The 14780-nt window shown below is 44.7% G+C and carries 11 protein-coding genes; 1 reads left to right on the forward strand and 10 read right to left on the reverse strand.

Annotation, left to right across the window (positions count from 1 at the left end; translation table 11 throughout):
• Position 1: 1 nt before the first annotated feature.
• Genes AB5062_RS18690 through dapB form a run of 4 tightly spaced genes read right to left on the reverse strand, consistent with a single transcriptional unit; the run spans position 2 to position 3742 of the window.
• Positions 2-658 carry a WbqC family protein gene (locus AB5062_RS18690; RefSeq protein ID WP_032953039.1) on the reverse strand — a complete coding sequence of 219 codons (657 nt, stop codon included), beginning with the start codon at positions 656-658 and terminating at the stop codon, positions 2-4.
• The gene (gene lepB / locus AB5062_RS18695) at positions 658-1521 is read right to left on the reverse strand and encodes a signal peptidase I (protein WP_008781294.1); all 864 of its coding nucleotides are present in this window, start codon (positions 1519-1521) and stop codon (positions 658-660) included. The genes AB5062_RS18690 and lepB overlap by 1 nt, the downstream gene beginning before the upstream one ends.
• A gap of 37 nt (positions 1522-1558) precedes the next feature.
• On the reverse strand, positions 1559-2983 hold the full coding sequence (locus tag AB5062_RS18700; protein ID WP_005849813.1) for a S26 family signal peptidase: 1425 nt from the start codon (positions 2981-2983) through the stop codon (positions 1559-1561).
• A gap of 3 nt (positions 2984-2986) precedes the next feature.
• On the reverse strand, positions 2987-3742 hold the full coding sequence (gene dapB, locus AB5062_RS18705) for a 4-hydroxy-tetrahydrodipicolinate reductase (RefSeq protein ID WP_005849815.1): 756 nt from the start codon (positions 3740-3742) through the stop codon (positions 2987-2989).
• Positions 3743-3825: 83 nt separating this feature from the next.
• Between dapB and AB5062_RS18710 the strand changes: the two genes are divergently transcribed.
• Positions 3826-5091: a DUF2851 family protein gene (locus tag AB5062_RS18710; RefSeq protein ID WP_032943988.1), complete on the forward strand. Its 1266-nt coding sequence runs from the start codon at positions 3826-3828 to the stop codon at positions 5089-5091.
• A gap of 157 nt (positions 5092-5248) precedes the next feature.
• Here AB5062_RS18710 and AB5062_RS18715 read toward each other — a convergent pair whose 3' ends face one another.
• From AB5062_RS18715 to AB5062_RS18740, 6 genes are all read right to left on the reverse strand, one after another.
• A complete protein-coding gene (locus tag AB5062_RS18715) occupies positions 5249-6250 on the reverse strand; it encodes a metallophosphoesterase family protein (RefSeq protein WP_016271074.1) in 1002 nt (333 codons plus the stop codon).
• Positions 6251-6275: 25 nt separating this feature from the next.
• Positions 6276-7757 carry a SusD/RagB family nutrient-binding outer membrane lipoprotein gene (locus AB5062_RS18720; RefSeq protein WP_032934998.1) on the reverse strand — a complete coding sequence of 494 codons (1482 nt, stop codon included), beginning with the start codon at positions 7755-7757 and terminating at the stop codon, positions 6276-6278.
• A 17-nt stretch (positions 7758-7774) separates the two neighbouring features.
• Positions 7775-10921, reverse strand: coding sequence for a SusC/RagA family TonB-linked outer membrane protein (locus tag AB5062_RS18725; RefSeq protein ID WP_032937608.1), 3147 nt, complete (start codon positions 10919-10921; stop codon positions 7775-7777).
• Positions 10922-10959: 38 nt separating this feature from the next.
• Positions 10960-11508 carry a hypothetical protein gene (locus AB5062_RS18730; RefSeq protein ID WP_032934996.1) on the reverse strand — a complete coding sequence of 183 codons (549 nt, stop codon included), beginning with the start codon at positions 11506-11508 and terminating at the stop codon, positions 10960-10962.
• Between the two features lie 174 nt (positions 11509-11682).
• On the reverse strand, positions 11683-12837 hold the full coding sequence (fucO, locus tag AB5062_RS18735; protein ID WP_005849825.1) for a lactaldehyde reductase: 1155 nt from the start codon (positions 12835-12837) through the stop codon (positions 11683-11685).
• Between the two features lie 213 nt (positions 12838-13050).
• Entirely contained in the window at positions 13051-14307 is a 1257-nt protein-coding gene (locus tag AB5062_RS18740) for a DUF3874 domain-containing protein (RefSeq protein ID WP_032953061.1), read from the reverse strand.
• Positions 14308-14780 lie beyond the last annotated feature (473 nt).

Below are 14780 nucleotides of genomic sequence, written 5' to 3' on the forward strand. Positions count from 1 at the left end.
ATTATTCTTTATGGTTTATACCTTTAACACTATCTCGCAAAACAATCAGGCTCTCCGGCCCCATATTAAACAAAAGATCGGCGATACTCAAATTCGGCAGAAAACCGTATTTGGCATCAAAAACTTGATAGTAAGGTTTAGGGCAAAAGTCAGCATCCGCCTCACGCCAGTCACGCTTCGGATGAATAGTCTCACGAAAATCAACCTCACCCGGAACAAATTCCATGCAATATTCCGTTGTTCCTTCCATATGGGGATGAATATCGATCAAATCGCATACTAAAGAACAAATTTCCTGATTATAATCCCACAAGAAGGCATATTTCTTTTCATAAAAGACGCGGAAATCATCAGCATAGTACTCAAAGAAAGGACTGTTTCTATATGCAGCCACCAAAGCATTCCAATGTATATGACGCCAATTGCCATGATCCGAAATACGGACATCCTTCATCAGGCATTTAGGCGTACCGCTTTTTTCCGTAGGGATAGTCAGTGCCAGCGGACCGTCGGCTGCCGCAATGACACAACGGTTGCGATAAGTCTGTTTCACATAATTGTCATACTGTTCCACATAGGCCTTCTCACAGGCAAACAGTTTTGTATAATATTCCACCGGGGCCAGATAGGCCGAACTTAAATATATCGTATTCTCCATTATTGCACTCGTTGAAAAATGCGCCCTTTTCTGGATGAAAACCAAATGCGCCAAGCTTTACCGATCAAATGGTCATCGGGCACCAGGCCGAATAAACGCGAATCACACAGATTTACCGGATTATTGGATGCCATCCAGTAATAATTTTTATTAAATGTATAGGCTTCTACAGGTTTTCCCCCTACATACAGGGTATCTCCCCTGACAGAAGCCACTCTCCCTTCATGGCGGACAATAGTATTGCACAACAAGGTCACATTCCAAGGATATACCTTGACAGGTTTCCCTTTTTCCGGGATCACAAAGGGATGGCTCTTGCTTATATCCTTATGATAAAGAGGAATCAAATCCACTTTTCCCGCCAGTTTTTGTTTTAACAGGTAATATTCATAATGACTGAAGGTACGTATATACTTCCCCTCGGCATACCCCACCAACCTGTTTCCCTGAATGTTCACTTGCTGCATGGCAGCCTGCATCGTTTCTTCTTCCGTATGAGAATAGACATACAAAGATTTACTATCCGGGCTCAACACTTGTTCGTCGGTCACCCACAGTTCATCATTCAACATCAACGTATCTCCGGGTACTCCTACCACACGGCTTATAAACACTTCCCGATTGCCCACCGACGTCTGAGGAGACCGTGGATTAGGATTGTTGAACAACACAATATCCCCTTTCCCGGCAGTTTTTCCCAGCCACCGCCAGATAGAAAAAGGCACACGAAACCCATAACTCCACTTATTCACCAAAACCCTTTCCCCTTGATAAAGGCTATTCTCCATACCGGTAGAGGGAATGGTGCAGGAGGTGAAAGCAAATGTCTTTACCAACAGTACCAGAATGACAGCAGTAAGCATTGCTTTTATCCATACAGGAATACAGGGTATGCGCAATTTATTTAATGTTATCTACAAAGGTAAACAATCGGTTCCAACGTATTTTTCCATCCAGCCAGCCACGGTCATTATCCAATGACAACCAGATAAAGATAGGTTTTCCCACCACATGATCTTCGGGAACAAATCCCCAAAAACGGGAGTCAGCCGAATTATGACGGTTATCTCCCATCATCCAGTAATAATCCATCTTGAAAGTATACTCATCGGTTTCCTTGCCGTTAATATAAATCTTTCCATCTTTCACCGCCAGTTCATTACCCTCGTAAACATGAATAGGACGCTCATAAACAGGAAGATTCTCTATCGTGAGTTTCACCGTCTCTCCCTTTTTGGGAATCCATACAGGTCCGTAGTTATCCGTAGTCCAGTTCTTATACATATTCAGCGGGTACAAGCCCCCCGCATCATCAGCCGGTGTATTCTCAATACTGACTACAATATCCTTACGCGCCAACAAACCAGCTTTCGCTTTTTCCGTCAGAGGCATATTATAAACAGAAGCATCCGTATAATACATCATCATATCCTCCTTGCTGATACCCAGTTCATGAGCCAGGTCATCGGGAATAGGGCGCTTGGTTTTCACCAGATAACGATACTGCACATTATCAGGCTCTTTATTAGCTTTACCATCCAAATAAATAATACGATCCTTTATCTCCAACGTTTGTCCGGGCAAACCCACACACCGCTTCACGTAGTTCTCACGGCGGTCTACCGGACGGCTGATTATCTCACCGAAGTTCTGTGGATTCTCTTTCAGGTACTCCCGTCCCAACTGATAATAATAATCATAGACCACCCGTTGCTGCTCCGGAGTCATGGAAGCCAAATCCACCGGTTTTGCCAGCTCCTTGCCTGCGCCATAACTCAGACGGTAAATATCATCATTGGGCACACCGGTGGCAACTGTATCTCCGGCCGGAAAGTTAAAGACAACGATATCATTCAACTGTACATCCCCCAAACCTTTCACCCGTTTATAATCCCATTGTGGATGCTCAAGGTATGATTTACAATTAAAAAACGGCAGTGTGTGTTGTGCCAACGGCATGTGCAGCGGAGTCTGAGGCACACGGGGCCCATAACTCATTTTACTCACAAACAGATAATCACCCGTCAGCAATGATTTTTCCAGCGAAGAAGAAGGAATCACATAGTTCTGGAAGAAATAGAGGTTGACAAAGTATACCGCCACCAGTGCGAATACAATAGCATCCACCCATCCCATGACAGTCACTACATGACGGTTCTTGGACTCTCTCCACCAAGTCCATGGAATCTTCTTTGTGATATACGCATCGAAGATAAACGGTACAACCACCAATCCCAGCCAGCTTCTCAACCAGACAAGAAATATCAGGTAAAGCGCCAGAACAACGGCAAACTTAATCCACTGTGTACGTGTTGCTCTTATCATATCTTAAAACTGAAATAAATCACTCATTCCTAATAACCCTTCATGCCTGGATGTATATTCCGCCGCCAAAACAGCTCCCAAGGCAAACCCCTTCCGATTCTTTGCATCATGGGTAATTGAGATGCTGTCCGCCTCAGAGTCATAGCGGATAGTATGAATACCAAACACCTCCCCTTCACGGATCGAATTTACAGGAAACTCATTCTCGGCACATTCCGATGTTCCCGACACGGTTCCATCCGGTGCCACCATGGTCCCTTTCACCCATTTACTCTTGCGGTTCATATTTTCCAGAATTCCTTCGGCCAGCGTGATGGCTGTTCCGCTGGGCGCATCCAGTTTATGAATATGATGAGTTTCGGTCATGGAAACCTCGTAAGCGGGAAAGTTATTCATTATTTTAGCCAAATATTTATTTACAGCAGAGAATATAGCGACACCCAGACTGAAGTTAGACGACCAGAACAAGGTTTTTCCACCTTTCGTGCATAATTCTTTCACCTCATCACCATGTTTGTCCATCCATCCGGTACTGCCCGATACCAATTTGACACCGGCAGCAAAAGTTTTCATATAGTTGTCATATGCCACCATCGGGTTAGTAAACTCAATAGCCACATCTGCTGATTTAAATGCTTCCGAATTAAAATCATCTTGATTATCAACATCTATAATACTCACAATCTCATGTCCGCGGGCAACTGCAACCTTTTCAATCTCCTTGCCCATCTTTCCGTATCCTATTAATGCTATTTTCATAATTACGAATGTTATTTCAGCCACAAAGATAGCGTTTTTCGTTGTAAACCATTACATTTGCCAAACATTTACACCTCATTAACATGGAACAACTATTACACTATGTATGGAAACATAAAATATTTCCTCTCAAAGAACTGAAAACGACAACCGGCCAACAAGTGGAAGTTATAGATACGGGACTGGCGAATACCGACGCCGGTCCCGATTTTTTTAATGCCAAGCTCAAGCTGGACGGTGTGCTTTGGATAGGCAATATCGAGATACATGAAAGATCTTCAGACTGGTTCAAACACGGACATCATGCAGATGCCGGTTACAACTCTGTCATTCTGCATATAGCCTCCGAAATAGATACGGAAATCAGCAGGAGCAATGGAGAAAGAATCCCCCAAATACAACTCATCTGCCCGGAAGCGGTCCGCACCAACTACAAGGAACTGTTGGAAACAGACAGCTACCCCCCTTGTTACCGCATCATTCCTTCACTCCCCCCTTTCACCGCCCACTCATGGATGACTGCCTTACAGATGGAAAGATTCGAGCAAAAAGCGACCTTATTGAATGAACGGTTAAAACGTTGTCAAGGCAATTGGGAAGATGCTTTTTTTATCACACTGGCACGTAATTTCGGTTTCGGGCTGAACGGAGACGCTTTCGAAACCTGGGCTCATCGGCTTCCCTTCCGGGCGGTAGACAAGCATCGGAACGACCTTTTCCAGATAGAAGCCATCTTCTTTGGACAAGCCGGCATTCTGGAAGATTCTGATGGAGACGGATACTATCTCCGGCTAAAAAAAGAGTACACCTATCTACAGCATAAATTCGGACTTATCCCGATGGATGCTTCCCTATGGCGTTTTCTCCGGCTACGTCCTGCTAATTTTCCGCATATACGGATTGCACAGTTGGCATGTCTTTATCATCGTGCCTACGGACTGCTCTCTCGCATCATGGAAACGGAGACACTACAAGGTGTCAGAGATATTCTGAAAGGAGGAACGTCAGAATACTGGCTCACTCATTATACATTTGGCGGTTCTTCCCCTTCCCGTCCGAAGACTCTAAGTAACACCTCACTGGATTTACTCATTATCAACACGGTAGTGACATTTCTCTATGCTTACGGACTGCATAAAGGGAATCGTGTACTTTGTGCACGTGCCGGCAGTTTTCTGGAAGAATTGAAAGCGGAGAACAATTATATCACCCGCATGTGGGAACAATGCGGAATGAAAGCCTCCAATGCCGCCGACAGCCAAGCTTTGATACAATTAAAGAAAGAATATTGCGATAAGAAAAAATGCCTGTATTGCCGGATAGGGTACGAATATCTGAAACGGTCATAATATTCTATCACCCTGCCGGCCATTATTAACTATATCCATAGAATGCCGACAGGGATGTATGAAGCTGTGACAATAATTTATGTATAACAAATGACGAAACAGTCTTGTCACCGGAAGGACAGGTACTGAGAATACCTCTATCCTGCCCAACTGACTATTATTCTCTTTGGAAATCAGACGGATAATTTACTTCATTAATAATCTTTCCTCCCTCCAAACGCTCCCATGTCTTGAAAGAGCGCACTCCTTGTGTCAGTTCAATGACCCGTGCCCCATTTCCTCCCGGAATATCGTGATAAACGGTATTCCCTCCGGTAAACCGTCCATAGCACAACAAAATCCCTTTCCAATCAACTACATAATCATTCACATGGTCGTGCCCCACAAATGTAGCCATTATGTCTCCTGCATTCAGCATAGCAGCATACAAACCTGTATTAATCAACGGAGCACAAGCCTTTTCCTTACGTGTTCCTATCAATAACGCATTTTCATCTTGCGCCGCTTCATTATATTCCGGAAAAGGAATATGAAAGAAAGCCAACGAGGGCAGTGGCTTGCCACCATTACGTTCCGTATATCCCACACTGCTCTCAACATACCAATTTATCTGATCCGGCTTTATCCAATCATACCCTTTTACCTGTTTCAAAGACGAATACGCATTGCTATCGAAGACATAAAGCACAGCTGCATCCTTCTTTCCGTCTTCCGACTTCAAAGGAAGTACATAATTAGTAACTCCCGAAATCCCTGCCGTGGTAGAGGTCAGATTACCCGGCATATCTTTGATATATTCCAGTAACTCAATACGGGTCATATCTTGCTCATCATCATGGTTTCCCCAAGTCACGGCAAAAGGCAAACGGCGGGAAACAACAGGTTCCAAAGCTTTAGACAATGCCTCGCTCGCCGGCTTGCCAAACACCAAATCACCTGTATAAATCACCAAATCCGGTTTCTCAACATCCAAGACCTCATTCATTCGCTCCGCCGCTTCTTCCGAGGCAGAGTCTCCCGGTACCCAATGAACATCAGTGAACTGAACAATCTTAAACTTCTTGTCTGCATTGAATTTCAGCACATTTTGCGCGCTTACCGGCATCATCCCTACACAAAGCAGAGCCAACACACCACATAATGTTTTTATCTTTTTCATCATCCTAAAAATTTATTTAAACTGATTACTGCAACCACCAAGGCTTATCCGAGGTTTTATCACTTCCACCAAACTGCTCATTCAAAGCAGCCTCCACATGAGTGGCATTGTTATTATATTCATCCTGCGGATACATCCAGCGATAAGGCAGACTAACTCCTGCGGCACGGCGGAAATCGGGATACCCCGTACGAAGCGCCTCATAGTAGGGTAGCCATACACTTCCCTGCAAAAATGTCGGCAAATACTTTTGCATAATAATACGCTCTATCTTCTCATCAGTAGAAAGGGAAGAGGAATAAGCCACCTTGTCATTTCGAAGGTATTCTGCCGCTGCATCCTGAGTGAGATAATCAGCTACCGACACAGCATATTTCTGATAAAACTCAAAAGACGCCTTGACGGCCGATTCATAATAAATCTTGTCATCTCCCTGAATCCATCCTCTTACTACAGCCTCAGCCAATATAAGCTGCTGTTCAACGTAACCTAACAAGACCATAGGCTCATTGGTCGGAGTCTGGTAATAACGGGGAGCAGGCTTGGAACAGTTTCCAGCCACCGCCTTATCATTAACCAAACTATAAGGAACAGCCGGATCACCCCCGTCATAAGAGCTGAAATCATTAATCGCTTTTCCGGCTTTTTCAGCATTCGGAGTTTGCGTGGCAACAGCAAATAAACGCGGATCCTGCCGTGTAGCCAATGCAGCAATATAAGTGGAATCCATAAAACGCCCCGAACCGAAATCGCTGTCATTAAAATACGGATAACGGTTATCCTGCTGGTCAAGATAGATCAACTGCCCGTTATCCGACAAGCTTTCCATTAAAGGTCCGTCGGCTACAATCTTTGAAAACTCCGATTTAACATCTATATCACCTACCTTCTCTTTTCCCGACAAAGACATCAAAATACGTAAGCGGTAAGCATTAATCAATTTTCTCCAATTAACCAAGTTGCCATTGTAGATAATATCTCCCGAAATAATCTCATCACTACCTTCAAGCATTTTATCGGCCTCTTCCAGTTCCTTCAAAATGCCGGCCAGCACAACTTCCTGCGAATCGTATGCCGGCTGGTAATTCGCATCTGTTTCTGCCTTAAGCGCATCCGTATAGGGAATACTTCCAAAGTCCAGAGTCAACTGATAGAAATAATTGGCACGGAAGAAATGAGCCAAAGCCTGATAAGCACTTCCTTCTCCGGCCTCTTCTGACATTTTGGTCACATCACGCAAATTGCTATAATAATCAAAATCCCCACGCGTCCATTTATAAACCTGATACTTGCTTTCTCCCGAAGTCAGAATCAGCATCTTGGCTGCATGGCAAGCATCCGAACTGGTTTGATTGAAAGCACTATAAGCAACTCCGGTCAACAACAGGGAAGGATTGGTAGTAGTGGCATTATTAGGATCCACATTCATCTCTTCCAAATCAATGCAAGCACTCATTGCAAAGGATACGGCAAGAAGAGATGCCATGTATTTGATATACTTCTTCATCATATTTTGAATAAACGTTAAAATTTAATGTTAGCACTCACTCCTACATAACGGGCCGACGGATCCTGCAAATCTCCATCACTGGCACCAAAGTCCGGATCCAAATAAGGAGTCTTTTTCAGCACGGCCAGATTGTTTCCAAACACTGTGACATCCAGCCCTTTTATAAACTGTGACTGAATGAACTTAGTCAAATCATACGTCACTGCAACACGTCTCAGTTTTAGGAAAGAACGGCTGAACGTATTAGCAAACAACTCGCTTTCTTCTGTACGCACCACGGCACGATAAGGATAATTCTGGGCCCAAGTCTGTATGTTTACCGCTGTTTCATTCTTTTTATAGACACGGGTATCGGAAACAATATTCCCATTCACGTCATAAGTCACCTCACCGCTTACTATATTGACACCTTCGGGCACATAAACAGGCTTGCCACCATTATCATATTCTTCCTGACGATACATGGTAGATTTGGGATGCTTTCCTCCCCACCACATTTTCTGCGTGGTAGTAGATATCAACGTTCCTCCGATAGCTCCGTCCATATCTATATTGACAGTAAAATCCTTTATCTTGAAAGTATTCTGCAATCCGAAACGAACATCAGGAGACTGGTTTCCTACTTTGGTCTTAAAAGCGCTCTGAGTGGGCAAACCCGTATTCGCATCCAATATCAACCGGCCATCCGGTGTCTTTTCCCACTCGGTAGCATACATAGCATCAGCCCGGTCACCTTTTTTCAAATCGCCGAACTTCTCCTGGTCTCCATAAATCCCGGTCAGCTTACGAATATTACTACTCCAATTGGTAGCTACATTCCAGGTAAAGTTTTTGTTTTTTACCGGAGTGGCGGAAACAATCAGCTCGAAACCGTTTGTTGTGTATTCGTTACCATTCACATAACGTTTGGTAAATGCCGAGGCAGATGATATGGGCAGTTCTATAATACTGTTCTCATCCAGCATATGATAGTAGGTCAGATCAATTCCAATGCGATTATGCAAAAACGAAGTAGAAACCCCCACCTCATACGAGGTTGTTTTTTGCGGCAATATATTCGCATTGAGTAACGTACCCGGATAAGTCACGGACGGAATACTGCCATACAGTGTGCCATTGGAATAAGTAGCATACAAAGAATAAGGATCAAGGTCACTGGAAACTTGCGCCCATGCACCATTTACTTTCAGATAATCCATCCATGAAGGCAGTTTCACATATTCATTAACCAATGTACTTAATGACACAGAAGGATAGAAATAGGAGTTATTCCCTTTTGCCAAAGTAGAAGACCAGTCATTACGCCCGGTAAATGTAAGAAACAAAGACTCAAACAAATCTACATTCACAGAACCATAAACACTCTCGATAGCTTTTTCGTTCATCGAGTTGGTAGCGCTTACAGGATTCAGGCTATTACCCAAATTGTATACTTTCGCCACGATCAGTCCGTCTGTAGACTGGCTTTGCTTCCGAATCTGACGGTAATACAGTGAAGTACCGGCATTGACAGTCAACGTAAAATTCCTGCTGAAAGCACGTGTGTAAGTAGCAAGAAAATCCGCATTGATGTCCAGCTGATCAGTATTCCACGTTTTGTAGTCGCCATTCCGCGAATCACCATAGTTCATATAAGACTTAGGAACAGACATATCTTCAAATGTGCTTTCCAAACGTCCCGCAGCCCGTCCTTGCAAACTCAGCCCCGGTATTACATCCCAGTTCAGTTTCAGTTGTCCATTCATTGTATTACGGTCATGCTTTTGCGTCAGTTCATTGGCAGCAAAGTAAGGATTATTATACCACGCATAGTTGTAGTTGGCCTGACGTGTACCTTCAGAGTCCGGACGATAATAATGCTCGGCCAACTCCTTTCCATTTACATCATTTCCCATCCATAACAAAATGGTATACATATGATTTTTCGGTCCATATCCATAACGTGGATAATTGGGAGAATATACCTTGTTATAAGAAAGATTGGCTGATAAAGTAACCGAGTTACTAAGGTTATACATACTGTTAAAGTTCAATCCCCCCGTATAAACCGAAGTATTGGGAACCTGTCCGCGCTGATTGGAGAAATCACCGTTAAAATTATAGTTAGCTTTTTTACTTTTGCTTGCCACTGAAAAAGTCGCTTTTGTAATAATTCCGGTACGTAAAAAGTCCCTCAGGTTATCATGAGGCTCCCATGCGATGGGCACCCGTTCGTACTTAGACTGGTCATCATAAATCGTACCGGAAACATCCCCCCACCAAGGAATCGTTTCTCCTGTTTCTTTATTACGGATAGGACTATTCCACTGTGCTATTTTCTGCCCGGCAAAACGAGGTCCCCAGGTCATGTCTCCATCCGAGATACCACCATCTGCTCCATCCCAAAAGGCATACTGACCATTAGAGCCCGAACCAAACTCTGTCTGAGTTTCAGGAAAGACCGTAAATCCGGCAGAAACCATACTGGACAATCCGGCCGTAACAGTCAATCCATCCTCTTTCGCCAGTTTGGTAGTGATCAAAATAGCACCGTCTTTACCCCGCGAACCATACAAAGCAGCGGCGGCAGTTCCCTTCAAAACATTAATACTTTCTATATTTTCGGGAGATACGTCAAAAAGATCCGACTCCACAGGCACACCGTCAATCACCATCAACGGAGTCTTTCCACGTAAGGAAAACGAAGGAGCCTGAAAAATACCGGTAGGATTATTTACCGTCAAACCGGCTACCTGACCCGACAAGGCATTACCAACATTCACCGTACCCGGCTGGTCTAAAGCCTCGGTATTGACTTGTTGGGTAGTATATCCCAACTTCTTTTTCTGCTGCTTGATACCGATAGCAGTTACCACTACTTCGTCAATGGCCTGCACATCGTCATTCATCGTCACGTTAATCACCGTTTGTCCATCTACTTGTTTCTCTACCGGAGTATATCCGATATAAGAAAAAATCAATACACCATTGGCGGGCACTTCCACTGAATAACGCCCATCCATATCTGTCACCGTACCCACTGTTGAGTTTTTAACCATTACGCTGGCACCGATAATCACATCCGACTTATCCCGCACCACACCGGTCACTCTGAGATTCTGCGCCTTCACGCAAAGGCATAGCAAGGTCATAACAATGACCAAGCACTGTTTAGTTTTCATTTATATATAATTGTTAGTTTATCCTGAAAAGAAAGAATTCAATAGATACTTTTAAGGCTGACACGGCGGAATACACCCAACAAATGAGATACGTCCTTTTTATTCTCTTGTAAAGCAGTCTCAAAAGACTCCGTATCCGAGTCGATAGCGGCCAACGCCACTTTCAGCACCCCTGTAAACTCCTGCTCCGCCTTATCCTGCGGCAGCAGGTCTTTCCTTACCTGACGGTTCAGTTCTTTTTCAATGGTACGTACTGCATTGTAGATTTCCGGCTTACGAATCACCGTACGACGCGTCGGATCTCCGGGTACCACCTCTTCCTTCACCACATAAGTATCTTTAAATGAATCATACAGGAAGGCTACCTTCTTACCTAATTTATGATTAGAAACCAATGCAGCCAGCTCTTCGGAAGAAGGGGTTTCAACAGTAGAGTAAAACTCCCATGTTTCCACCTTAGCCGAAGATGCATCCGTTTTCACATTCTCTTTTTTATCACGTACCGGATAAAACGGCATAGCCCACATCTGTTGGGCAAACAAACTGATACTCAAAAAAGCAACGGTTAAAATGAACTTCTTTTTCATAATTTTAAGTTTATTGTTTTCTGCCGCAAAGAAACGAACTGCACATTTCAATCCAAATACAAAAAGATGAAACTCACATAACAATTCAAAAAACAGAAAGGAGATAAAAAAAGTGTGTGGATATGCCCTGCACATCCACACACCACCTATGCTTTTATTACAAAAGAATTACGCTTAGAAAGCCTTCTTGTAAAGTTCCAGAATAATTTCTTCCGTCACTTCACGAGGATTGCCCGGCGTACACACATCGGCAATAGCCGAAGCGGCCAGACGGGGCAAGTCTTCTTCCTTAATACCCAGTTCAGACAAATGCTGAGGGATACCCACCTTGACAGACAATGCCTTCACCGCCTCAACAGCAGCCTTCGCAGCCTCTTCCCGGCTCATGCCATCCTTGTACACATTCATCGCCTTGGCGATATCTACATATTTGGACAAAGCAGCCGGAGCATTGAACTCCATGATGACAGGCAGCAACAGTGCATTAGCCACACCGTGAGGAATATCGAAGATAGCTCCCAACGGATGAGCCATACCGTGAACCACGCCCAAGCCTACATTAGAGAACGCCATACCTGCAATGTACTGTGCCACGGCCATACCGTTACGGGCTTCCGCATTGGTAGGCTCGAAGACAGCGGTTTCCAGATAACGGGCAATCATTTCGATCGCCTTGATCTCGAACATATCGCTCATTTCCCAAGCGCCTTTGGTTATCAACCCTTCGATGGCGTGGGTCAGTGCGTCCAAACCGGTAGAAGCAGTCAGCCCTTTAGGCAGAGTGTACATCAGTTCCGCATCCACAATAGCGATGGCGGGAATATCGTTCGGGTCTACACAAACCATCTTCTTATGGTTTTCCTCATCCGTGATGACATAGTTGATAGTCACCTCGGCGGCAGTACCGGCGGTAGTGGGCAGTGCAATGATAGGCACTGACTTTTTCCTTGTAGGAGCCACACCTTCCAGTGACACCACATCACTGAAGTCTGGATTATTAGTGATGATACCAATCGCTTTCGAAGTATCGATAGACGAACCGCCGCCGATAGCCAGAATAAAGTCCGCTCCTGATTTTGCAAAAGCTTCAACTCCCGCCTTTACATTGCTTACAGTAGGATTCGGTTTGATTTCACTGAATATTTCATAAGGAATACCTGCATTCTCCAAGACTTTCAACACTTTATCAGCCACACCGAACTTAATCAAGTCCTTGTCTGTAGCAACAAACGCCTTATGCAAGCCCAAACGTTTAATCTCTTGTGGAAGCACTTCACGCGCACCCGGACCGAAGTAAGATACTTCGTTCAATACAAATCTGTTAATCATAGTTTTTTTAATTATGTAGTTTGGTTGCAAACTTAGTACAAATTCTTGAGAAAACGGCTCTTTAAAAAGATTCTTATAGTATGTTTTTTGGCATTCATGCACCCCGCCTTCAGTCCATTCAGCACGGTTAACACACTGTCACACAACAAATAAGACTGACAGAAGCCCCTTCAGCCTCCTGTCAGTCCTTTCAGCCGGCCTGATGGACGGGAATTATGCCGCCAGCACCACCTTGTACAGATTTCCTTTCTCCGTATGCATCCGTTCCGCCCCCATGGCGCTCATCATCTTGCCGAAACGCACCACCGTCATGCCGCGCATAGCCGCAGGATAACGGCTCTGCAAAATGGTGAAAATGACCGAGGCCGAATAGAGTTTGAACTCCTCTCCCGCCTCAGGCAGGCGAAAACAACGGTAGAACACCTCCTGCTCTACGGGCATGGCATAGAACTCGCGGTTGCGCAATTGCAGTTCCGCTTCCTCTTCGGCCGAAAACCAATAACGCTCGCCGCCCTCCAGCTCCGCCTTCAATTGGGCAAACAATTGCTTGTGCTCCAGTGGCGTGCAGTCTATTTTCTCTTTCACCTCGGCACAAAGATAACGGCGACTGCCCGTGGGGTCGGTCAGCAAATCCTTATGATTACTGGTTCCTATAAACGAAGCCATGCGGGGCAGGTGACTGTAGGATGAACGGTGCGACTTACGGAAATCCAACTTCTTCATCTGCATCAGTGTCTTGAGCAACGGCAGTTTTTGAGGAGAAAGACGGTCGTACTCATCCAGATTAATCAGCCCGAACTGCGCCAGTTTCTGTTCGCAGCCCGACTGCCCCGTCAACTCAAAACTGTCCGTGTAATAATCTCTCAACCCGTCGGGCATCAACAACTGACAAAAAGTAGATTTACACTTGCCCTGCATACGGCTCACCAACATAGGGGCCACTGCATTGGCGCAACGGTCCATGCGTCCTGCCCACTGGGCGGCCATTCCCAGCATCCAGCGGTGGAAGCCGTTTATCCAGAAGGCTTTTTTCGAGATGCGCTGCGCCAGCGGAGTGACGCGGTCCACCCCGTCCCATTGGGGCAGTGTATCCATATAAGTAAGGAAAGGGTGATAGTCTTCCAAGCGTTCCGAATGGAGCAGGCGGCTCACATCCTTATCCCAGCAATTGATGCGATGACGGTGCGCTTCCAGGCACAAGGTGTTCAAGGTACGCTGAGTCACCATCTTATAAGGTGTGTCCGTCCCTTGCCCCTTCGCGCAATATTCGGGTTGTTCCGTCAACACGTTGAAACGGAACTCATAGTGTTTCCACAAGTAGTTCTCCAGACGGTCTTGCACCTCCCGGTTATCCGCAGCCTGTTCTTTTTCCCTTTTATCCGAAGAAGGGTCCGCCTGTTTCGCCGTTGCAGCTTCACCGTTCCATAACTTGCACCATTCCATCACCTTCCGAATCATTTCTTTCATCATGATTTTATTGTTTTTTTTAGTTGTTGTTTCCACAAAGATAGCACATTGAAAAGCCTTTGTCAAGGGATTTCCGGCGTTTCGGGATGAAAAGTGACTAAGCGTAAACATCCTTATGTAAAAGGGTTTTCATCAGGACAAGTTCGTGTTCTCTTCTTGACAAGTACAGTGTTTCACTTAAGTGATGAAGTTTCATCACCCAAGTGGTACAAGCTCATCACTAGGGTGATAAGGTTTCATCACTTTAGTGAAATGATAAACTTATCAGGAAGCAACTGGATACATAACAAGGAAGATAAAGGATATGCTCCAAGAAAAGACAGCTAAGTATTTCTTAAAATACAGGCATGACAGACATACCTCTCATCTAACAGGTAGGAACAAAAATATGGGCTGGAAGTAAGCGTCTCCGCGATTCTATCTTGTCGCCCATTTTTCATTCTTATATTTTTGCCATATATAAAAATGAATCATTA

The organism is Phocaeicola sp. RTP21359st1_B8_RTP21360_211022 (genome assembly GCF_040911965.1).
Taxonomy (GTDB): Bacteria; Bacteroidota; Bacteroidia; order Bacteroidales; family Bacteroidaceae; genus Phocaeicola; species Phocaeicola vulgatus.